Annotated in this window: 21 protein-coding genes; 11 read left to right on the forward strand and 10 right to left on the reverse strand. The window is 51.2% G+C overall.

The window, feature by feature from the left end; all coding sequences use genetic code 11:
* The first annotated feature begins 226 nt into the window (after positions 1-226).
* The 8 genes from P8S54_RS01950 to P8S54_RS01985 all read left to right on the forward strand — a co-directional run bounded on the left by P8S54_RS01950 (position 227) and on the right by P8S54_RS01985 (position 6,027).
* Entirely contained in the window at positions 227-2,440 is a 2,214-nt protein-coding gene (locus tag P8S54_RS01950) for a bifunctional diguanylate cyclase/phosphodiesterase (RefSeq protein ID WP_281443003.1), read from the forward strand.
* A gap of 335 nt (positions 2,441-2,775) precedes the next feature.
* Complete coding sequence (locus P8S54_RS01955; RefSeq protein ID WP_281443004.1) at positions 2,776-2,958, forward strand: hypothetical protein; 183 nt, start codon at positions 2,776-2,778, stop codon at positions 2,956-2,958.
* Between the two features lie 177 nt (positions 2,959-3,135).
* Positions 3,136-3,303, forward strand: a complete 168-nt coding sequence (locus P8S54_RS01960) for a hypothetical protein (RefSeq protein WP_281443005.1) — start codon at positions 3,136-3,138, stop codon at positions 3,301-3,303.
* A gap of 534 nt (positions 3,304-3,837) precedes the next feature.
* The gene (locus P8S54_RS01965; RefSeq protein ID WP_281443006.1) at positions 3,838-4,518 is read left to right on the forward strand and encodes a Bax inhibitor-1/YccA family protein; all 681 of its coding nucleotides are present in this window, start codon (positions 3,838-3,840) and stop codon (positions 4,516-4,518) included.
* Between the two features lie 91 nt (positions 4,519-4,609).
* Entirely contained in the window at positions 4,610-4,999 is a 390-nt protein-coding gene (tusD, locus tag P8S54_RS01970; RefSeq protein ID WP_281443007.1) for a sulfurtransferase complex subunit TusD, read from the forward strand.
* Between the two features lie 9 nt (positions 5,000-5,008).
* The gene (tusC, locus tag P8S54_RS01975) at positions 5,009-5,374 is read left to right on the forward strand and encodes a sulfurtransferase complex subunit TusC (protein WP_009095161.1); all 366 of its coding nucleotides are present in this window, start codon (positions 5,009-5,011) and stop codon (positions 5,372-5,374) included.
* 13 nt (positions 5,375-5,387) lie between these two features.
* Positions 5,388-5,675 carry a sulfurtransferase complex subunit TusB gene (gene tusB, locus P8S54_RS01980; RefSeq protein ID WP_281443008.1) on the forward strand — a complete coding sequence of 96 codons (288 nt, stop codon included), beginning with the start codon at positions 5,388-5,390 and terminating at the stop codon, positions 5,673-5,675.
* A gap of 1 nt (position 5,676) precedes the next feature.
* Entirely contained in the window at positions 5,677-6,027 is a 351-nt protein-coding gene (locus P8S54_RS01985; protein ID WP_281443009.1) for a TusE/DsrC/DsvC family sulfur relay protein, read from the forward strand.
* 43 nt (positions 6,028-6,070) lie between these two features.
* On the opposite strand, the gene P8S54_RS01990 is transcribed toward P8S54_RS01985, so the two are convergent.
* Both P8S54_RS01990 and P8S54_RS01995 read right to left on the reverse strand, forming a co-directional pair.
* Positions 6,071-6,703: an XRE family transcriptional regulator gene (locus tag P8S54_RS01990; RefSeq protein ID WP_281443010.1), complete on the reverse strand. Its 633-nt coding sequence runs from the start codon at positions 6,701-6,703 to the stop codon at positions 6,071-6,073.
* A 99-nt stretch (positions 6,704-6,802) separates the two neighbouring features.
* Complete coding sequence (locus tag P8S54_RS01995; protein ID WP_009095156.1) at positions 6,803-7,744, reverse strand: histone deacetylase family protein; 942 nt, start codon at positions 7,742-7,744, stop codon at positions 6,803-6,805.
* A gap of 105 nt (positions 7,745-7,849) precedes the next feature.
* Between P8S54_RS01995 and P8S54_RS02000 the strand changes: the two genes are divergently transcribed.
* The gene (locus tag P8S54_RS02000) at positions 7,850-10,597 is read left to right on the forward strand and encodes a bifunctional acetate--CoA ligase family protein/GNAT family N-acetyltransferase (RefSeq protein ID WP_281443011.1); all 2,748 of its coding nucleotides are present in this window, start codon (positions 7,850-7,852) and stop codon (positions 10,595-10,597) included.
* Between the two features lie 57 nt (positions 10,598-10,654).
* On the opposite strand, the gene pdxH is transcribed toward P8S54_RS02000, so the two are convergent.
* The gene (pdxH, locus tag P8S54_RS02005) at positions 10,655-11,299 is read right to left on the reverse strand and encodes a pyridoxamine 5'-phosphate oxidase (RefSeq protein ID WP_009095154.1); all 645 of its coding nucleotides are present in this window, start codon (positions 11,297-11,299) and stop codon (positions 10,655-10,657) included.
* 164 nt (positions 11,300-11,463) lie between these two features.
* On the opposite strand from pdxH, the gene P8S54_RS02010 reads away from it, so the two are divergent.
* Entirely contained in the window at positions 11,464-12,150 is a 687-nt protein-coding gene (locus P8S54_RS02010; protein WP_281443012.1) for a cytochrome b/b6 domain-containing protein, read from the forward strand.
* A gap of 106 nt (positions 12,151-12,256) precedes the next feature.
* Here the strand turns inward: P8S54_RS02010 and P8S54_RS02015 are convergent, their stop codons facing one another.
* From P8S54_RS02015 to P8S54_RS02025, 3 genes are read right to left on the reverse strand one after another with little or no spacing between them, the layout of a single operon-like run.
* Positions 12,257-12,652 (reverse strand): DUF2069 domain-containing protein, encoded by a 396-nt coding sequence (locus P8S54_RS02015; protein ID WP_009095151.1) that lies wholly within the window; start codon positions 12,650-12,652, stop codon positions 12,257-12,259.
* Entirely contained in the window at positions 12,649-13,275 is a 627-nt protein-coding gene (gene wrbA / locus P8S54_RS02020; protein ID WP_281443013.1) for an NAD(P)H:quinone oxidoreductase, read from the reverse strand. The genes P8S54_RS02015 and wrbA overlap by 4 nt, the downstream gene beginning before the upstream one ends.
* A 55-nt stretch (positions 13,276-13,330) precedes the next feature.
* Positions 13,331-13,801, reverse strand: a complete 471-nt coding sequence (locus P8S54_RS02025) for a gamma-glutamylcyclotransferase family protein (protein ID WP_281443014.1) — start codon at positions 13,799-13,801, stop codon at positions 13,331-13,333.
* Positions 13,802-13,938: 137 nt separating this feature from the next.
* Between P8S54_RS02025 and smrA the strand changes: the two genes are divergently transcribed.
* Positions 13,939-14,529 (forward strand): DNA endonuclease SmrA, encoded by a 591-nt coding sequence (smrA, locus tag P8S54_RS02030; RefSeq protein WP_281443015.1) that lies wholly within the window; start codon positions 13,939-13,941, stop codon positions 14,527-14,529.
* Between the two features lie 55 nt (positions 14,530-14,584).
* On the opposite strand, the gene P8S54_RS02035 is transcribed toward smrA, so the two are convergent.
* From P8S54_RS02035 to metH, 4 genes are all read right to left on the reverse strand, one after another.
* Positions 14,585-15,130 (reverse strand): DUF934 domain-containing protein, encoded by a 546-nt coding sequence (locus P8S54_RS02035; protein WP_281443016.1) that lies wholly within the window; start codon positions 15,128-15,130, stop codon positions 14,585-14,587.
* Complete coding sequence (locus P8S54_RS02040; protein WP_009095142.1) at positions 15,120-16,775, reverse strand: nitrite/sulfite reductase; 1,656 nt, start codon at positions 16,773-16,775, stop codon at positions 15,120-15,122. The genes P8S54_RS02035 and P8S54_RS02040 overlap by 11 nt, the downstream gene beginning before the upstream one ends.
* A gap of 137 nt (positions 16,776-16,912) precedes the next feature.
* On the reverse strand, positions 16,913-18,232 hold the full coding sequence (locus P8S54_RS02045) for an MATE family efflux transporter (RefSeq protein WP_281443017.1): 1,320 nt from the start codon (positions 18,230-18,232) through the stop codon (positions 16,913-16,915).
* Positions 18,232-21,927: a methionine synthase gene (gene metH, locus P8S54_RS02050; protein WP_281443018.1), complete on the reverse strand. Its 3,696-nt coding sequence runs from the start codon at positions 21,925-21,927 to the stop codon at positions 18,232-18,234. Before metH ends, P8S54_RS02045 begins: the two co-directional genes overlap by 1 nt.
* Positions 21,928-21,970 lie beyond the last annotated feature (43 nt).

Below are 21,970 nucleotides of genomic sequence, written 5' to 3' on the forward strand. Positions count from 1 at the left end.
GCATCACGAAAGGTTCAAACAGTGCCTTTTGAGAGTTGGGGATGCCCCATCAGTTAGCGACCTTAGCTTTTATACACAGTGAAAAATTTTGAGCATTCTGAGCTTCTTAAAGGCTGCTCAGGGTAGCAAGCAGCAGTATTCGGCTTCTGCCCAGTGTCAGGCTAAGTTTTAGCCACCTGACAGGAGTGAATATACAGCGCACAAATATTGATGAGAGTAATGCGGCATGGATAAAACATGTTCGGGAGTTGAAAACACTTACAGTGCTGAGCTGTTAGCCACAGCAGTTAACGGCATTATTGTGTCTGATAAGTGTGGTCTCATTTTGCGGGCCAATCAGGCGGCGGAGATGATGTTTCGTTACGCGCCGGGTAGCCTGGTGGGTCATCCCATCACTGTTTTGATGCCTAACCCTGAGCACTGTCGCCACTCAAACCATGTGGCGGCCTACTTTGAGCATGGTTCACGTTATATGGTGGGTGCTACGCGGGAAGTAGAGGGCATCGATTACGCCGGTAACAAGCTACCCTTATTGATATCGGTGAGTACTTTTATTGAAAACGGCGAGCTTCGCTTTGCTGCATTTCTGCAGGATTTCAGTGAGCGCAAGCACGAGGAGCGGTTACTTAAAAGTGTCAACGCCGAGCTTGAAAGGCGGGTGCGTGAACGTACGGCGCAATTAGAGAAGGAAGTCGCAAGCCATCGGCGAACTATTAACAACCTCGAACTGGTCAATCGAGTCATAGAACGTGCCAGCCATGCAGTCGCTATCACTGATGCCGATAATCGCATTCTCTATGTCAATCCAGCCTATGAGAAAATGACGGGATACAAGCTCAAGAATGTCATCGGTAAAAAACCATCGATTTCCAAATCTGGTCGGCATGGCCCCGAGTTCTACCGCAAGATGTGGGCCGCTTTAAATAAAGAATTACACTGGGAAGGCGAGATATGGGATCGCAGTGAGGATGGTGCTGTATTTCCTAAATTAATGAGTATTGACCGCCTGGTGGATGAAGAGGGCAAGACCCGCAATTTTATTGCAATGTTTCATGATCTTTCTGAGCAAAAAGCGTCGGAAGAGGAAATCGAGCGATTGCAGTATTATGATTCGCTCACCACGCTGCCTAATCGTTCGCTGTTTCGCCATCGTCTTCAGCATGAGTTCGAAGTTTCTCGACGTCAAAAGACATGTGTTGGGGTCATGCTAATCAATATCGACCGCTTTAAACAGGCCAATGATACGTTCGGCTTTCCTGCTGGAGATCAACTGCTGGTGGAAGTGGCTGAGCGCTTGGCGATCGCAGTGCGCAGAACTGATCTTGTCGCGCGGCAGGAGAGTCGTCGTGAGCGCCATCCCGATATCGTCTCCCGTGTGGGGGGTGACGATTTTGCTGTTATTCTCAATGATCTTAAACAACCTGAAAATGCCACCGTCGTGGCAACGCGAATACTGGAAGCGATGAATGAGCCTTTCACGATTCAAAATAAGACGGAGACAATTACAGACATCTTTCTTCAGGCCAGTATCGGTATTGGCATTTATCCCGATAATGCCCATAACATTGATGAGCTTGTGCGGGTGGCAGAGACCGCCCTGCTAGAGGCCAAATCATATGGGGGAGGCGAATTTCGTTTCTTCTCCGACAGTATGAACCAGAACAGTGCCGCACGGGCGCGCCTAGAAAGCGACTTGCGCCGGGCGGTGGTGGAAGGCGCCTTTACTCTGTATTACCAGCCTAAATTAGATGTAACTACAAATCGATTCTCTAGTATGGAGGCGCTTATCCGCTGGCCTCGTGATGACGGTATGGTGCCGCCTAACGATTTCATTCCCTTGGCCGAAGAAACCAATCTGATTGTGCCGCTGGGTGCTTGGGTGTTGCGCCGAGCCTGCCAAGATACCATGACACTGAGCGAACATATTGGTTGGGTGCCGGGCATTGCCATTAACCTCTCCGCTCGTCAATTCCGTCAGCCAGGGCTCATTGATGCCGTGCGTGTTGCTATTGAAGAGAGTGGCATACCGCCTGAGAAAGTGGAGCTAGAAATTACCGAAGGCATGGTGATGGATGATGTAGAGACTGCCATCGAGACCATGCGCGCGCTACGCGATCTCGGTGTACAACTAGCCATTGATGACTTTGGAACAGGCTACTCATCGCTGAGCTATCTCAAACGTTTTCCGGTGAATACATTAAAGCTTGATCGTGCTTTTATCCGCGACTTGCCCCAGGGGGCAGAAGATGCGGCCATCACGGAGGCCGTAATTGCGCTTGCCAAGGCGCTGAAACTGAATGTAGTGGCGGAGGGGGTGGAAACTAGGGATCAGTTACGCTTTCTCAGTACACGACACTGCGCTTATGTTCAGGGTTTTCTTTTGGCCCGACCAGGGCCGCTTGAAAACATGCCAACGGTTTTTTCCAGCGATTTCGTCTAGCAATAAATAACGACTCCTCATCACCCTGAAAACGAAGCGTTATTAGCAGAAGCCCAACAACGTCTATTTGAGCAAGCATTGCTCCTGAACCGTTGGTCAGGCCAACAGTAAGAAGAGTTGGCGACATTACGCAAGCGCCAGAACGATCTAGGAGTACGCAGCTGTACAGATGCCCTTACCAATTTGGCAAATAGAGGGTGGCTGGAAGAGCAGTTACAAGAGCGTTTTAATCAAAGTAGGGAGCAGGGCGGAACACTCTTAGTGGTATTTATTGACCTTGATTAATTTAAGGTCATTAATGATGAACATGGTCATTAAAGGTTGGGGAGGGTGAAATGGATCGTATTTATGCATGGGATGACCACGAGGAGCGAGTTGTTTATCGTATACCAGGGCATGTCTTTGATGATGGCCGAGAAGATAGCGACGTGTCTCCAGTGTGGATACCCGCCGATGAAACAGACTTGCCTGATGAGATAAGCGTTGAGGATTTACAAAAAGTTACGGTGAAAAAATAATATCCACCGACTTCCGTTTTTACTGGTGTAGTGTCAGGTGGAGTAAAGAGAGAAGCTGGCTAAGTTAGGGGCTACGGGCCAAGAACAAACGCTTTTCATTTGGTCGTTGATTTCTGTGCGGGTTGGGCTATTATCCGCCTATGCGTAGATTTTGTTAGCCCACTAAGGAAAATCGCCATGTTGAAAGGTCTTGTGCTCTGCTTTGCAGTACTATTTGCGCAGTTGGCGGTTTTGAACATGCTTGATGCTCGTTTGTACAATGCTCAAGATGCTCGACAAGCGGTGACACCTGCAGCTACCCCCCTCAGGGAAGATGATATAGAGGAAGAAACTGAGCAGAGTTAATGTGAATAAATTGTAACGGTGGTTGAGAGATTTAGACGCGTTGCGTGACAGTGGTTCTCGTCCACTGTTAAAACAAGCTCAAGAATCGGTCAGTACCTCAGCCACTGGATAAATGTTTCCCATGAACGTTCGTCGGTATGCTGGTCGTTTCTCTCGATTACCGGCATACGGCATTGCTGGCGCTTGTAATTCTCTAGGCTATCCCAGATTAAAATGCTGCCTTTGGCCTCGTCACCTGCTAAAACAAAGCAGCCCTCGAAAGCTTCCCCACCTACTTCATAGGCAATACCTTTCTCAGCAGAGGCAAATTCTAGGCAGGTTAGGCCGGAATAGAAAAGCCAAGAAAGCAAACGAAAGTAGGGATTTTTTGGCGCATTTATCGTGTCTAACTGGTCGATGAAAGGTAAGTATCGTCAATGTCTATTAAGGAGTGGCCGTATTAAGCAAGGTAGCGTGGAAGACAAATACTTGCGTCTGGAACTTGGTAACGGCATTCTTGTCCGTTGTTAGCATTATCATTAGGGAGCAAGAACGATGGCTTTTAACGATTCTCACGCGGCAAGATCGCAAACGGGCAGTGCGGTTAGCGGTGCTCAAGCAAACAAGGTGCTACGTAGCACTTACGCCTTGCTTGCCATGACGTTGCTTTTTTCGGCAGTGATGGCTGGCGCTTCAGTTGCGATGGGTATTGAGCGAATGAACATTTTTGTGTTCTTCATCGGTGCCTACGGTCTGATGTTTTTGGTGCACAAAACGGCTAATTCGGCCGCTGGTTTATTGTCAACGTTCGCGTTCACAGGCTTTATGGGGTTTACCCTTGGGCCAATTATCTCAGCTTACTTAACCCTGCCTAATGGCGGTGCTTTGATTATGAACGCGCTGGCAATGACCGGTCTGACGTTTATTGGCCTTTCTGCGGTAGCACTCACCACTAAGAAAGACTTTAGCTTCTTAGGCAACTTCCTGATGGCGGGCGCTATCGTCCTCATCTTGGCAATGGTGGCAGGCTTAATTTTCAATATTCCCGCCCTCTCGCTAATGGTTTCCGCTGGTTTCGTATTGTTTGCTTCAGCGGCGATTCTTTACCAAACCAGTGAGATCGTGCACCGCGCCGGTGAGACTAACTATATTCTCGCAACCGTCACGCTGTATGTATCTATCTACAATCTGTTCGTCAGCCTGCTTGCTATTCTTGGTATTATGAGCAACGACTGACCGTCACGGCAGCCTCGAACTGCCAGTAATAATCTTTTTATAGGCCCTACCTGGTAGGGTCTTTTTTGTGTGACAACCAGATGAGGTCGCGATGGAGTACGGTTTGTTAGTCATGGGGGCGCCTTATACCAGCGCAGCGCCGCATTCAGCGCTGCGCTTTGCCCGTGCAGTCCTTAGCAAAGGCCATCGTATTGCGGGTGTTTTTTTCTACCAGGACGGCGTGCACAATGCCTCGCAGCTAATGTCACCTCCCCAGGACGAGCTCAATATGCGTGAAGCATGGATAGCACTACATCGTGATCATAACGTAGCGTTAGATGTGTGTATTGCGGCAGCTCTTCGACGTGGAGTGATGAGTACGGCAGAAGCGCAACGCCATGGCCTGCTAAACCATAATCTGGAAGCGCCATTTGAACTAACGGGGTTAGGGCAGTTGCTGGCATTGCAGCAGCGATGTGATCGATTTATTACCTTTGCATAGGGGAAGCGCATGACGGCACCAAATGAGCGGCTAATCGTTATTCGTCATGCCCCGCATAGCTCTAATTCACTTCGTGAAGGCCTGGATACAGCATTAGTAGCTGCTGCCTTTGGCCAGCAGGTGAGTTTGCTTTTTATGGGGCAAGGGGTTTTTGCGCTCTTAAAAGATCAAACGGTAGGGGCACCTGGGCAAAAAGCCACGCTACCGACGATTGATATGCTGGAGATGTACGATATTAATCAACTGTTTATACCTGTTGAATCCCTTAAAACCTTGAATATTAACGCTAGCATGTTGGTTGAGAAGGTGACGTTGCTGCCGTCAGAAGAGCTGCCAAGTTTATTCAATCGGTATTCTCATATTTTAAATTTTTAAGAAGACGGCGAAAATGTTACATATCCTAAATAAAGCACCTCACAGCGATACGGCCCAGCAAATGTTGCAGGCTGCTAGTGGATATGACGTGCTGCTATTGATTGAAGAAGCCGTGCAGGCAGCTTTGTACCCTAATTGGGACGGGTGGCATTCAGGAGTCTCATCTATTTTTTTGTTAGCAGAAGACTTATCTGCCCGTGGGCTTCATCAGGTAGCAGTCACAAACGGGTTGCCCATGGTTGAAATGGATGAGTTTATTGTACTGACTGAGCAGAATGAACAAATTGTCACGTGGTACTAATATGGTAGATCAATCTTTATACCGTTATATTGATGCGGAAAAAAAAATCAAAATCGACCCAGAGGGATATCTTGTTGATCATGAGCAGTGGGATGAGCAGGTAGCACGTTTATTAGCCAATGCTGAGGATGTTGAGTTAAGCGTCGAGCATTGGGAGATTATCAGTGTTGTGCGTGATTTCTATGCGCGGTATGAAATGGCACCGGCTATGCGTCCACTCGTAAAAGCAGTACAGCAGGCGCTAGGCGATGAAAAAGGGCGCTCGGTTTATCTGATGATGTTGTTTCCCGGGAGTCCAGCTAAACGCATTGCGCGCTTGGCTGGCTTACCTAAGCCAACTAACTGCTTATAAGAGAAAAATGGGTGTGGTGCAGCCCAAGAAGTTCTAAATATTGTTAAACAATATCCCCGTGGGTGCATACCGATAGCACTATCGCATCATCGGTGCTAGTAGACACCAGCGCATGCCCCATATCGCTATCAAAATAGATGCTGTCACCTTCGGCCAATACCAAGGGCGCGTAAAATTCGGTGTAGAGGATAATATCGCCGTGTAAAACCATCAGAAACTCTTCCCCGTCGTGACGTACCCATTGCTGATACTCTTCAAAATTGCGCGCACGCACGATGGTTTTAAACGGGATCATGCGCTTTTGAGCCAGCTGGTGTCCTAGGAGTTCATGTTCGTATGTAGGAGTAGGGTGCAGTTGGCCTTTACCTTTACGCGTGAGGTCTCTGCGCCCCATGGTGTAACGCTCACGCTTTGGTGGTGTAAACAATTGGGGTAGGTCAATGTTCAAGCCTGTAATGAGCTTTTGAACCACGCTAAAAGTGGGCGAGACCTGATCGTTCTCGATTTTCGAGAGCGTTGAGCGAGCCAGCCCTGTGCGCTGGCTTACATCTTCTAGTGTCCATTGATTAGCAAGGCGAATTTGCTTGAGCCGCTCTCCAAGACGCAAGGGTTCAACAAAGGGTTTTCGCCCGGATGCAATGCGCAGCGCTGCATGCTCTTCAGAAGTCGCGGTCATAAAAGTCACGTTGGGAAGACGTCAATAAAGCCGCATAGTACCACATACTATTTGCACTACGCTGACAGGGGCTGCTCTTATGAATCGGGTAATGCAGTGTTAGGGCGCAGTGCTGAAAGGTAAACCCAGCAGTGCTTTTAAATGCGCTTCAACGCCACTCGCAAGCGTTTTAAGGTTGTACCCGCCTTCCAGAACAGACACCACACGGTTTTCCGCATAAAGAGCGGCAATTTCCATGGCTAAGTGAGTTACCCAGTAAAAATCTTCGTCCTCAAGGCAAACATCACCCATAGGATCGTCTCTATGGGCATCAAACCCTGCCGACAGCATTACCAAGTCTGGTTTGAAAGCATGCAGCGCAGGTAGCCAGCGCCGTTCAACCACACGCCTAAATTCGACACTATCGGTGCCTACTTCGAGGGGGGTATTGATCACATTCTGCCATTCGCTGCGCAGGTAGCGCCACGGGTAAAACGGATACTGAAAGCTGGTACAAATCAATACTTCCGGATCGTTCTTAAAGATATCAATGGTGCCATTGCATTGGTGAACATCAAAATCAAGAATGGCAATGCGTTTAGCGCCATACTTAGCGCGCGCATGAGCAGCACCTACTGCTACGTTATTATAAAAACAGAAGCCCATCGCATCAGACGCTTCTGCATGGTGTCCAGGAGGGCGGACAGCACAAAAAACGTTATCAGCTTGGCGTTTAAAGACTTGATCCACGCCGCGCACCACCGCGCCAGCAGCCACACGCGCCGCGTGTAAACTGTCAGGGTTCATCATGGTGTCACTGTCCAGGGTGATAATACCCTCAGATGGCACGCACTTTTCTAACGCCCGTAAATGCCTTAAGGGGTGCACTCTTGCGAGTGCCTCTTCGCTAGCACCCAGTGCATCAGCCTGCATGGTTTGCTGAAGTAGGCCAGCAAGAGATAAACGTGCCCGTATGGCTTCCAGCCGCAATGGGCTTTCAGGATGTTCAGGACCCATATGGTGCAATGAACAGTCAGGATGGGTAAGGTAGGCAGTAATCATGCAAGCGCTCCGTTAATATTGTAACTACCATAATCGCCACGGGTGCTTGCGCGACAGTCTCAATAAGTCGTACACAGTGCTTATCCACCCCAGGGAGACATGTCTGTGAGCACACGCTTCTTACATCATTTTTTTGAACCTCGAACGATAGCGGTGTTTGGTGCCTCTGAGAAACCAGCTTCACTGGGCGGTTTGGTGCTCAATAACCTTCAAGAAAGTGGTTTTAAAGGAAAAATTTGGGCAGTCAACCTGAAAGGTTACAACTCTGTCTTTGGCGCTGATTGTGTACGTAACGTCAGTGAGTTACCTGAAGTTCCTGACTTAGCCGTTATTTGCTCGCCAATAGAAGGTGTTGCGAATTTAATCAAAAAACTCGGCCATTTCGGCGTTAAAGCAGCACTTGTGCTTTCTGGTGGTGCCTACTTAGATCGTGAGAAAGGCAATAAAGGCTCTATTCGTCAGCGGATGCTGCAAGCAGCTAGAGAGTCTGGAATACGGGTGCTGGGGCCTGAGTGTATGGGGCTAATTGTGCCTGGCAAAAAGCTCAACGCATCTTATGCAAGCCAGCCTGTAAAAGCCGGCAGAGTAGCTTACTTGGGGCAGTCGGGTATGCTAGCCAATGCCATGATTGACTGGGCAGCGGGGCGAGACGTAGGGTTTTCTCATTTAATAACGGTCGGAGACAGTGTCGATGTTCTGTTGCCGGACTTGATCGACTACGTTAATCAGTTTTCGCCTGCTCAGGCAATTCTCTTACACCTTGAGCGTGTCACTGATGCCCAGCATTTTATGACCTCAGTGCGCGATGCCTCACGTAACCGGCTTGTGCTGGCCATTAAAAGTGGTCGTACTCCCCAATCAGATATTTCAGGCATGGCGCCGACCCCGGGCATTGCCAATCGTGACGTGGTGTTTGACGCCGCTTTTGCCCGTGCAGGCGTGGTGAGGGTAAACGACTCAGATGAACTGTTAGATGCTCTTGAGACCCTATCACGAATGAAACCGCTGCGCGGTGATCGGTTGGCAGTCGTATCTAATGGGTTAGGCCCCGCCATGCTCGCTATTGATAAGCTGATTAGCGCGGGTGGAAAGCTGGCTGAATTCACGGAGGAAACGCAGGCGGCACTGCATAAAAGCCACGTAGATATGAGTAAGCCTGGCGAAAATCCTGTGGATTTAGGCGGTAACGCGACACCTGAGCGCTTTGTTGAGGCGCTGAGCATCGTTACCAACGATGCTAATGTCGATGCCGTATTAGTGGTACATGCACCTACTCGTTTAGCGCCTTCGGTTGTTACTGCTAACGCATTGATTGATAACCGCAAGTCTTTTAAACGTAATCTGTTAACTAGTTGGATGGGGCTAAAAGAGGCTTTAAATGCCCGCCACGAATGTAACGTGGCAGGTATCCCCACCTACACATCGCCAGAAAAAGCGGTTAAGGCGTTTATGCATATGGTGGATTACCAGCGAGTGCAGGCGCTTCTTCAAGAAATACCTCCTAGCTTACCATTCTCTACCAGCCCGGCCATTCGTGCGGAGTGTCGCGCCCTCATTACTCAAGCCAAAGAGCAGGGTAGACAAACGCTTACTCATTCTGAAACAGCGCAGGTGCTGGAAGCATATGGCATACCTGCGGCCCCTAGCGTTTACCTATCCAGCCCAGATGATGCTTTGGCATTATCAGACAACTTTCCGGGGCCCAAAGCACTAAAAGTCATCCACGAAGGTAACTGTCGACCTTATCGCTACCGCAAGCACCCTCACAAAATATCTGCCGGCTTAATGCAGGATTTAGAAACCCCTGAGCAAGTAGCGGAGGGCGTGCGTCAGCTAGGCGACAAGGTGCGCGAAAAATTTCCTGAGTACGCTATTCGTGAATACTGTTTGCAGCCGATGCAGCGGGGTAAACACTCGATGCAGATCTGCGCGGGTATTACCCGTGATCCCGTTTTTGGGCCGCTTATCGTCTTCGGTATAGGCGGTTACAAAGTCAATGTTTTGGCAGACCGTCAAATAGCCTTGCCTCCGCTTAATATGAGCTTGGCTGCCGATGTGGTGGGTAGAACCCATGCTGCCTCATTAATTCGTGAGCACTCGGCTGACCCTGAACGGGACATTCAGCACTTATGCCAGCTGCTGGTGAAACTGTCACAAATGGCGTCTGATTTAGGTGATTTACGCGGCCTGGAGCTTAACCCCTTGCTGTTAAACCGTGATGGTATGCTGGCCGTAGATTTTGCCATGGATCTTGGACCGCCCGCTCGTTTTGCCATCATGCCTTACCCAGAAGAACTTCGTGAGTGGGTAACGCTGAAAAATGGTTGGCAGGTAGAGGTTAGGCCAATTCGAGCGGAAGATGCGCCATTGATCACAACGTTCCATCGACAGCTGTCGGAAGAGAGCATTCGCTTTCGCTATTTTCATCATAAATCTAACCTGACCCAGCGAGATTTATCGATCCTTTCGCATATTAACTACGATCGACAAATGGCCTTTATTGCCGAGCATCAGCATGATGACGGTAGCAAAGAGATGTTAGGTGTCGTGCGAGTGTGGAATGATCCGGATAATATTCGTACAGAATTCTCGGTGATTATTCGCGATGACTTGCAGGGGCTGGGGATTGGTAGCCTTTTGATGAAGAAAATGATCGACTATTGCACCAGCATTGGCACCCTTGAGATGATTGGGAAGATAATGGTTGATAACCATCCGATGCGGGCTTTGATGAAGCACTTGGGCTTCAAGTGTCGATACAATATGGAAGAGCAGGTGGTTGATGCCGTGTTGCGCTTAAACGAACCTGAGAGTGAGTGGCAGTTGCACCGATTGGAGAGCCAGCCTGACTAATAGCCTCAGGCCTACAGTAAACATGTAGGCCTGGTTAAGAGCTATCTGTGTTAGTTGCTAGGGGGCGAGGCGGAAACGACTCCACGCGCCACCGTCACGCCGCTCGAAACGCAGTCGGTCATGAAGGCGGCTGGGTTGTCCCTGCCAGAATTCAATCATTTCAGGTGTAACTCGATACCCGCCCCAATGAATGGGTCGAGGAATGTCTTGTCCATCGTACGCTTGTTCAAAGCGTTTTTGGCGCTCTACGATCCAGTTGCGATCAGGTATCACCACACTTTGGGTGGCAATCCAAGCACCTAATTGGCTGCCCCGTGGTCGGCTGGAGAAGTACTCATCGGACTCGTCTGCTGCCACTTGTTCGACCGGCCCTTCAATACGTACCTGGCGTGATAACGATGGCCACCAAAACGTCAAGGCTGCGAAAGGCACATTGCTTAATTCGCTGCCTTTATGGCTATGATAGTTGGTAAAGAAGACCATGCCGCGTTCATCAAAACCTTTCAGTAACACTACTCGTGCATGGGGACGCCCTTGGCTATCCACCGTTGAAAGGGTCATGGCGTTGCCGTCTTTCCCCTCGTTTTCTAGGGCGAGGCTGAACCATTCGTCGAATAGTACGAATGGGTTGTCGGGGGCTTGTGCCTCATCTAGGCGGCCGCCTTCATAATCACGCCTAATATCGGCTATGTTACGCGTCATTGAATGGTGCTCCCTTGCGGTAAAGTTGAACTTTGCTTTCCATGTTCGCTGGTCTGCCGTTAAAGCTCAAGTATTGATCAGAAAGCGGTGCATCAGATGTTTTGTTCTAGGAGCCGCTGCGGATTAATGAGAAACTCTCTCAGCATGACAATAGAGGACTCTAAATGCTCCGTAATACACAGCGCGTATTGGTATGGGATGGGCTAGTACGCTTATTTCATTGGGGACTGCTAGTGGCAGTCGCTTTTTCGTACTACACCACCAAAACAGATGGGGCTCCTTTTTTATTCCCCATCGAAGTACATGCGCAAGCAGGTTACATCATTATAGGCTTGCTGGTCTTTCGTGTTATTTGGGGCTTTGTGGGCAGTTTTTATGCGCGTTTTAGTACTTTTTTATACCCTCCTAGTAAGACGGCTGCTTATGCGAAAGCCCTTCTGATCCGCCGCGCTTCCCCTTATGCCAGTCATAACCCGCTGGGTGGCTGGATGGTGATTGTGTTGCTGTTATCATTAGCTTTTCAGTCAGTGAGCGGTCTTTTTTTAAGCGACGATATTTTCTTTCAGGGGCCGCTTTATAGCCTTGTAGGCCGTGATATTAGTCGAGAGATTACGAGTTTGCATGCTCTCAACAGCGACTTTTTACTCATGTTAATTGGTTTGCATGTGGCGGCATTGGTTGCCCATAAACTGCTTGGAGAGGGCTTGGTATCGGCGATGGTGACAGGAGCTAAACGCTTCCAGCAGCCACCCGTTGACTTAGTGTCGGCAAGAATTCGCGTTCGTCGGGTACAAGCGGGGGCAGCGCTGCTGATTGCGGTAGGTGTCACTGGTTGGCTGTGGTTCTATTAGTAGGGTCTTGAAAGACAAGGGGTAGTAGACACGGGAGCAAGGCATGTGGAAGGGGGGGCGATGGCCTTGGTAGCAGCGCAAGCGTCAAGGCCAAGACCATAACAGCCTACTTCTCTAGGCGCTGCTGACGGCTGCGAAAGCGTGCATAAGCCATGCAGCCGGTAAAAAGGGCGAGTGAAACGAGTGCTTCTAACACACCACGAAGCCCTTGTCCTGGCAGGGTGGCCAGCATTACCCCCTGTGTAAAATAGAGCAGGCTCACAAACGCAAGCCATGCATGCCCCCGCGCCCGTTGTCCAATAATTGAGGGTAAAAACAGCACCAGTGGCAGCACGAAAGCCACCACCGGGCGCCAATTAAACGTATCTTCTTGGATAAAAAAACCTCGGTAAATCACCAGCAGTAATAGGACAACAAAGCTGATAAGCACAAGTTGTCGCGACTGATGAGTCAATTTAGCGAGCCCATGACGTGTTTCAAGCTCCTCTAGCCACTGCCTCATGGGGCACTTCCTCCGCGCATTTGATTTAGTGCTAATGCCAGTCGCGCAAGCCGTTTTCCTTGAGCAACGCACAGCGTTCGTTCGTGCTCATCCACTGGTCTATCGCTGCGCACGCCTGCCACATGGCTTGCACCGTAGGGTGTGCCGCCTGTCTGGGTATTAATCAATGCAGTCTCGCTGTAGGGAACACCTGCGTAGACCATGCCATGATGGAGTAAAGGTACCAGCATGGTCAGAAGCGTACTCTCTTGGCCACCATGCAAACTGGATGATGATGTGAAGGCGCTGGCGGGTTTGTCAATTAGAGCGCCGTTCATCCAGAGGCTGCTGGTGTTATCCAAAAAGTACTTAAGGGGCGCTGCCATATTGCCAAAGCGCGTGGGGCTGCCTAACGCCAATCCGCTGCAGTGGCGCAGATCATCCAGCTCCGCATATACCGCACCTTCTTCAGGAATCTCTGGGTCCACGGCTTCACAGGTGGTGGAAACAGGCGGCACCGTGCGTAGCCGTGCCTCTATGCCTGATATGCTCTCAACACCTGCAGCTATCTGGCGCGCCATATCTGCGGTGGCTCCAGAGCGTGAATAGTAAAGAATCAGCACAAATGGTGTGGAATCACTCATAACATTTCCTAAGTGTGAGAAGGGCAGCGAGTCATAGAGGGCGCTGCGTATCCCTCTATGGTACCAGAGCTACCTGATAGTCAGGAGAGTTCGAAAATAATTGGCTAAGGGTTGGCAGCCGGACATACACCCAGGCAGTTGATCCATCGGCTAAGGTTTGTTTTATGCGTTCATAGCGTATGCCCAAACGCTCATAGCGGTCTAAACGGGCCAGCTGCGCTGGTGTAACCTCAAGTAGCAAGCCTTCTACCCGTTCATTTTTATTAGGGACTAAATCCAAATTATTGCGCTCGAAGCCTTCAAGAACCGCTTGCCGTGGGTTTCCCGATGCGCGCATCACCACCCAACGAACAGGCGCGTAGCGTAGCGTGCCGTAGACAAACACCTGATGTGAGCGTTGTTCAATATCAGCCACATGGTCAGGGCGATCATAAAACCATGGGCTAAGCATGGTTAACCATAACCAGCCGGCAATGCCTATTACCAATACCAAACTTACTATCAACAACTGTTTAACCAAAGGCATGCTTTTTCCTATTGGGTACGCTAAAAATAAAGTTTGGCTCGCCAACTAAGTGAACACAAGTCTTAAGCAATTCCTACGGGTTTGCTAGGATAAACAGGAGATGCTTTAGGCATTCGACCCTACCGGAGGAGCCTGCTATGAACCAGCCACTTCGTGATGAAACGGACTTCCGTGCGTTTATTGGTGATGTGAAGCCTCTTCCCAAGCGGAATAGAGCAGATACGGGCTTCCAGCGACAGCGTCCCTCTGAGGCTCAGCTAGCCCGGCGTGAAAGTGCTGAAGAGCAACTGGATGAGCGCAATTTTTTATCGGACGACTTTGTGGATCTTCTGCCGCCATGTGACCCCATTGAGTATCGCCGGGAGGGGATACAGCAAGGCGTGGTCGATAAACTAAAGCACGGAGGCTACAGCGTACAGGCGCAGCTACATCTATTGAGACGCCCTCTGGCTGAGTGCCGGAGGATGCTTTTTCCTTTTGTTCAAGACGCCTATGCACACGATCTTCGCTCTGTGCTGATTGTGCACGGAAGAGGCCGCGAATTAGATAGCCCCGCTAACGTACTGCGCTCTTACCTAGCTAAATGGTTATGCCAGTTTGAGGAAGTTCAGGCCTATGTCTCTGCCCAGCCTTCGGAAGGTGGGCTTGGCGCCACCTGGGTCATGCTACGCAAAAGTGACCGTGCCAAGGCCAATAACCGTGAACGCCAGCAAAAACGGCGAGGGTGATGGGAAGCCGACAAAGGCAAAATGCCTTTGTCGGTTTTTTTTGAATAGCGGTTTCTTATTCGCCAGCGGTTAAGCGGCGCTCAAACAGTGCCTGACGCTCTTCTACATCGGTTTGGTAGCGCACGCTGAACGCATTGAGCGCACGCATAGCATCATCAGGGTGCTGGTCGTCACGTAAAGCCATGGCGGTAAAGCCGCAGCGGCGCATGTAGTCCAACTGATCGACGAGTACATCGCCTACCGCGCGAATCTCACCGGTATAGCCATAACGCTCACGCAGCAAACGTGCGATGGTATAACCGCGGCCATCAGTAAATGCTGGGAAATCAACCGCAACAGTATCAGTGGTGCTGAATTGCTGAACAAGTTCAGCGGTTAACTCAGTGTTGCTGGCAAGCAACGGCGCTAGCTCTATATCATCTTGATTTGCCTGCCATAGCGCTAAGGGTACAAACGCCGGACGCTGCTCAGGGAGGGCTTCATCGTCGTAAGAGACACACCAGGCGTTCTCAGGGGCGAGTTCACCATCAGCAATCAGGTGGTCAACATGCACCGGCGCAAACGCTGTTGCGTCATTCTGAGTATTACTGTTACTGGGCATAAACGCGCTCCTTAAACGGTTTCAAGCCAATGCGGCGGTACGTGTCCAAGAATCGCTCGTCTTCATAACGCTCAGCGACATAAACGTCCAAGACCTTCTCGACCACGCTGGGCACGTCTTCACGGAAGAAAGAAGGGCCGAGAATTTTGCCCAGTGACGCATCGTCAGTTGAGTTACCACCAATCGAGATTTGGTAATACTCTTCGCCTTTTTTATCGACCCCCAAAATGCCGATATGCCCGACATGGTGGTGGCCGCAGGCGTTCATGCAGCCAGAAATATTAAGATCCAGCGGGCCTAGGTCGTAAAGGAAATCCAAATCCTCGAAGCGTTCTTGTAGCGCTTGCGCAATTGGAATGGAGACCGCGTTCGCCAAACCACAGTAGTCGCCGCCAGGGCAGCAGATAATGTCGTTAAGCGTACCCACCGTTGGATTAGCCATGCCCAGAGCATCAAGCTCTTTCCAAAGCGCTTCCAACTCATCTACTGGTACATCTGAGAGTACCAAATTCTGCTCATGGGTTACTCGCACTTCGCCAAAGCTATAACGATCTGCCAAGTCGGCCACGGCGTCCATTTGGTCGGCAGTCACATCACCGGGGGCATGTTCACGACGCTTCAGGGAAAGCGTTACCGCTTTATAGCCAGGTACTTTGTGGTCAGTGACGTTATTGGTCACAAAGCGGGCGAGGCTGCGATTCTCACTACGCAGCTTTTCAAAGTCTGCGACAGCGCTCTCGGCGACCGGGCGGCGCTCTGGTTCAGGGAAATGACGTTTGGCGGCATCAACCGCTGCCTGATTTAGCGTCTGAGGGCCATCTTTAAGGTGGGCCCACTCTTCATCAACGCGGCGGCGGAACTCTTCAATGCCTAGCGCTTTAACCAGAATCTTAATGCGTGCCTTGAACTTGTTATCGCGGCGACCAAACTGGTTGTAAACACGCACACAGGCTTCAAGGTACGTTAACAGGTGCTGCCAGGGGAGATCCTCGCGCACCACGTCGGCAATCATTGGGGTGCGGCCAAGGCCACCGCCTGCTAACACTTTAATGCGCAGCTCTCCATCGGCGTTATGCCATAGGCGCAGGCCAATATCGTGAACCTGAATAGCGGCACGGTCTTGCGCAGCGCCGCTTACCGCTATTTTAAATTTGCGGGGCAGGTAGGCGAATTCAGGGTGCAGCGTCGACCACTGGCGGATTAACTCACACCAAGGGCGTGGGTCTTCAACCTCATCGCCCGCGATGCCAGCAAACTGATCGCTCGTCGTATTACGAATACAATTACCGCTGGTCTGAATGGCATGCATTTGTACGTTGGCGAGTTCACCTAAAATATCGGGCACGTCTTCCAGCGCTGGCCAGTTTAGCTGCAGGTTTTGCCGAGTCGTGAAGTGGCCATAGCCCCGGTCATAGCGTCGGGTGATGTCCGCCAGCGCACGCAGTTGGTTGCCTGCCAGCATGCCGTAAGGAATGGCGATGCGCAGCATGGGCGCATGCTTTTGGATATATAGGCCGTTTTGCAGCCTCAGTGGGCGAAACTCTTCTTCTCCCAAACGCCCAGCCTGGTAGCGTTCCATTTGGTCACGAAACTGAGCAACGCGCTCGTCAACCAAGGTTTGGTCATGAATATCATAACGGTACATGTGGCACGATCCTGCTAAAAGCGAAGTGGTCACGTCGAAACGGACGGCAATGTGCCGCCACCTTAACGCGGAGATCATATTCTACAAAAGAATATATAATTATCTTTTTATCGCCAAATGATATTTGAGTGCTTGAGTCAACATGTTTGAGCTAACCAGCGTCGACGCTGCCATACCCATAAGAAGCTGCCTGAATTTAGTAGGCGATAAAATAGCTGCACAAGCCATACTCCGAGCAATCCATACTCCATTCCAATGCCTACCCACCAAGCCAGCGGTAGAAACACTAACCACTGCATGCTTAAAGTCAGCAGCATTACTGTGCGCTGGGCGCCAGCGCCCATTAAGGCCTGGGCCAGTACGAGCGCGGCAGCATCTAGCACAATCATAAAGCCGGTAATTTGTAGCGGTAGGGTGCCGAGCTGTATCAACCCATGATCAGTAAAGAAAATGGCTAGCACAGTCGTAGGAAACAGCAGCATGGGGAGTGCCAAAACGGTCAGCAGCATACCGGCAACGCTGAGCGCATCGATACCCCAGCGGTGGGCAGCCTGCTGGTCATCGCGACCCAGTGCTTCCCCGACCAGGCTCATCGCCGCTATGCCCACCCCAACGCCCGGCAAAATCAGCAGCAGTGATAAATTCACTAACACATGGCCCACCGCGACGCTCTCTGTCCCTATCCCACCTAATAGCCAAAACAGTACAACGTAGCCTGCTGCGAACCAGAGTTGCTGCATAGAGTGGGGGAAAGCGAGATAAAGCGTTGACCGAACGGCACCTAAAGCAGGCAGCCGATAACCCCAGGGTCGGTTTTTTTGGACTGTGACACTGGCCCATATGACTAGGCCGAGCAGCAACGAAAGCGTGGTGCCAATGCCAGCGCCATTGGCACCCAGCTTGGGCAAGCCAGCAATACCGTAAATGAGCCCAGCACTGACCAGTACATTAAACACGTGCACGATCACAATAATGCGTAAATAAAGGTGCGTATGTTGTAGGCCGTTCCAATATCCGCGCAAGCACAGCGTTAGCGCAATGGCTGTCAATCCAATTACCCGCCAGCGGAAGTACTCCACCGCAATGCGCGATACATCATCCGCGGGCGACAGTAGCGTGATAAGTGCTGGTGCTTGCCACCATGCTATACAAGACAGCGGGATTCCCACCAAAGCAGCAAGAAGAAGTCCAGCGCCTAACGAACGAGATACGGTCTTTTTGCCCGCCCCTAGGTCTTGTGCGGTTTGTGACTGTACGCTGGAAGAGAGGCCAAAGACCAACGCCGTCATCATAAACATGGTATAGCCGCCGATCCCGACGCCTGCTAATGCCTCTTGGCCTAAATGCCCCACCAGCGCAGCATCAACCAAGTTGAGCATGCTTTGGGAAAGCATGCCCAGCATAATAGGTAAGGCTAAGCGCATAACCCTACTTTGGCGGCGTACCACAGGTGACATTAGCTAGGGTCGTAAGAGAGTACAGGGGATAGCCAGCGCTCCATCTCTGCTAACGGCATCTGTTTACGTTCGGCGATAGCCTCAACTTGGTCGCGGGTGATTTTTCCGGTAGAGAAGTACTTTGACTGCGGGTGGGCGAAATACCAGCCGGAAACCGCTGCGGCAGGCCACATAGCGAAGTTTTCCGTGAGCGTAAGCCCAGTGTTTTCCGGCGCATTAAGCAGGCGGAAGAGCGTGGCTTTTTCGGTATGATCCGGGCAGGCAGGGTAGCCTGGAGCAGGGCGGATACCCTGATACTTCTCGGCAATCAGCGCATCGTTATCTAGCGTTTCTTCCGGCACGTAGCCCCAAAACTCTTTACGCACCCGCTCGTGCATGCGTTCAGCAAAGGCTTCAGCCAGCCGGTCGGTCAGTGCCTGGACTAAAATGGCGTTATAGTCGTCACCCGCCGCTTCGTAGGCTTTGGAAAGCTCATCCACACCGTGGCCAGTTGTGACGGCGAAGCCACCAATCCAGTCGGCTTTGCCGCTCTCTTTGGGTGCGATAAAGTCTGCAAGGCTATAACAAATGCCGTCGCGGCCTTTGGTAGTTTGTTGACGAATATGATGCAAGTGTTCCACCACCTCGGTGCGGCTTTCATCGGCGTACACTTCGATGACATCATCATCTACGCTATTTGCTGGCCACAAGCCGATAACCCCTCGGGCTTGAACGCGCTTTTCGTCGATAAGTTTACGCAACATAACCTTTGCGTCGGCAAAGAGGTTACGCGCCGCTTCGCCGACAATGTCATCTTCGAGAATTTTGGGGTACTTCCCGGCGAGCTGCCAGCTCATAAAGAACGGTGTCCAATCGATCCGCTCTACCAGTTCTTCTAGATCGTAGTCATCAAAGGTGATTAAACCAAGGGTATTAGGTTTAGCCGGCGTGAGGGTGTTCCAATCGGTGCGAAAGCGTCGCTTACGCGCTTGGGTGTAGTCCAAGTCCGCCGCTTTCGGGCGACGTTTGGCGTTACGCTCGCGCACTTTTTCATACTCTTCACGAATCTCTGCCACGTAGGCGGGCTTTAAATTAGGTGCTAGCAGCTTGCCAGCAACGCCCACTGCGCGGGAGGCATCGGTGACGTAGATCACTGGATGCTCATATTGTGGCTCAATTTTAACCGCCGTATGCGCTTTGGAGGTGGTCGCCCCGCCAATTAATAGCGGCAGGCTCATCCCGCGGCGCTGCATTTCTTTGGCAACGTGCACCATTTCATCAAGCGAGGGCGTGATTAAGCCGGAAAGGCCAATGATATCGGCATTGTGATCAATAGCGGCTTGCAGGATTTTTTCAGTGGGTACCATCACACCCAGATCGATAACTTCATAGTTATTACACTGCAACACCACACCAACGATATTTTTGCCGATGTCATGAACATCCCCTTTGACCGTGGCCATAACAATTTTACCCTTGGCCTGGGTCTCTTCACTTTTCTCGGCTTCGATATAAGGAATCAAGTAGGCAACGGCCTGCTTCATAACCCGCGCTGACTTAACCACCTGAGGCAAGAACATTTTGCCCGCGCCAAAGAGGTCGCCCACCACGTTCATGCCATCCATTAATGGGCCTTCAATGACCTCGATGGGGCGGGCCGCTTCGGCACGGGCTTGCTCGGTATCTTCTTCAATAAACGCGGTAACACCTTTTACCAGTGCATGTTCAATGCGCTTGTTGACTGGCCAGCTGCGCCACTCCAGGTCCTCCTTTTTGGCAGCGCCGCTGCCGTCGCCCTTGTACTTATCGGCAAGCTCAAGCAATCGCTCGGTGCCGTCGCTTCGACGGTTGAGTACCACATCTTCTACAGCATCGCGAAGCTCAGCGGGCAAGTCATCATAGACCGCAAGCTGCCCTGCGTTGACAATCCCCATGCTAAGGCCAGCGCGAATAGCGTGGTATAGAAATACCGAGTGGATGGCTTCACGTACCGGGTTATTGCCCCGGAAAGAGAACGAGACGTTAGACACACCACCGGAAATCATCGCATGGGGCAGGTTGTCACGTATCCACTGTGTCGCCTCAATAAAATCGACTGCGTAGTTATTGTGCTCGTCAATGCCGGTGGCGATGGCGAAAATATTGGGATCGAAAATGATGTCTTCTGCAGGGAAGCCAATGTCATCAACTAGCAGGCGGTAGGCGCGTTCACAGATCTCAGTTTTGCGGGCAAAGGTATCCGCTTGGCCCTCTTCGTCAAACGCCATGACGACAATCGCTGCACCGAAGCGGCGGCACTTGGTGGCTTGTTCGCGGAATGCGGCTTCGCCCTCTTTCAGTGAGATCGAGTTCACAACCGCCTTACCTTGAACGCACTTTAGGCCCGCTTCGATGATGTCCCATTTAGAGGAGTCGATCATAATCGGCACACGAGCAATATCAGGCTCACCGGCAATTAAGTTCAGAAAGCGCACCATGGCTTCCTGGGACTCAAGCATGCCCTCATCCATGTTGATGTCGATGATCTGTGCGCCGTTCTCCACCTGCTCAAGCGCTACCTCTAAGGCAGTAGTGAAATCTTCCTCGACGATCAAGCGTTTAAAGCGTGCGGAGCCAGTGACGTTGGTCCGCTCACCCACGTTTACAAACAGCGAATCCGCTTGGATGTTAAAAGGCTCTAGCCCCGATAGGCGGCAAGCGTGATCACGCTTGGGCACTTGGCGTGGCGTCATGGGGCGCACGGCGTCAGCAATAGCACGGATATGTTCAGGCGTTGACCCACAGCAACCACCGATGATGTTAACCAGCCCGCTCGCGGCGAACTCGCTGACTATCGCGGCCATCTCTTCCGGCGTTTGGTCATATTCACCAAACTCATTAGGCAGGCCAGCGTTGGGGTGGGCAGAAACAAAGGTATTAGCTTTAGTAGAAAGCTCTTCAATGTAAGGACGCAGCTCTTCGGCGCCGAGGGCACAGTTCAACCCCACGGAAAGCGGCTGGGCATGGCGAACGGAGTTCCAGAACGCTTCGGTCGTTTGGCCAGAAAGCGTGCGGCCGGAAGCGTCGGTAATAGTGCCAGAAATCATCACCGGCAGGCGCCGTCCTAAATCATCGAAGAGCTCTTCAAGCGCATAGATGGCCGCTTTGGCGTTGAGCGTATCGAAGATGGTTTCGATCATGATGAGATCGGCGCCACCCTCAATTAAACAGCTGGCCGCTTCATAGTAGTTTTCACGCAGCTCATCAAAGGTGACATTACGTTTAGCGGGATCGTTTACATCCGGTGAGAGGGAGGCAGTGCGCGATGTTGGGCCAAGCACGCCCGCGACGTAGCGCGGGATGTCAGTTTCGGCGGCTACTGCATCGCATACTTCCCGAGCCAAACGTGCCGACTCACGGTTGAGTTCTGGTACCAGCTCTTCCATGTCATAATCGGCCTGAGACAACCGGGTGCTGTTAAACGTATTAGTTTCAAGAATATCAGCGCCCGCTTCCAAATAGTCGCGATGAATACGTGCAACGACATCGGGGCAGGTAAGCGCTAATAAGTCATTGTTACCTTTTAGGTCAGACGGCCAGTCACTGAACCGGTCACCGCGAAAATCCTCCTCGCTGAGTTCAGCATTCTGCAGCATGGTGCCCATACCGCCATCAAGAATCAGGATGCGTTGGGTAAGGCGTTGGGTGAGGGAGGCAGTCAAATCACTAGCAGCCATGGCAGGGGGGAATCTCCAGCGTCTCAGTCGAAAAGGATATTTT

The organism is Halomonas sp. M1 (assembly GCF_029581375.1).
In the GTDB taxonomy this organism is placed as follows: domain Bacteria; phylum Pseudomonadota; class Gammaproteobacteria; order Pseudomonadales; family Halomonadaceae; genus Vreelandella.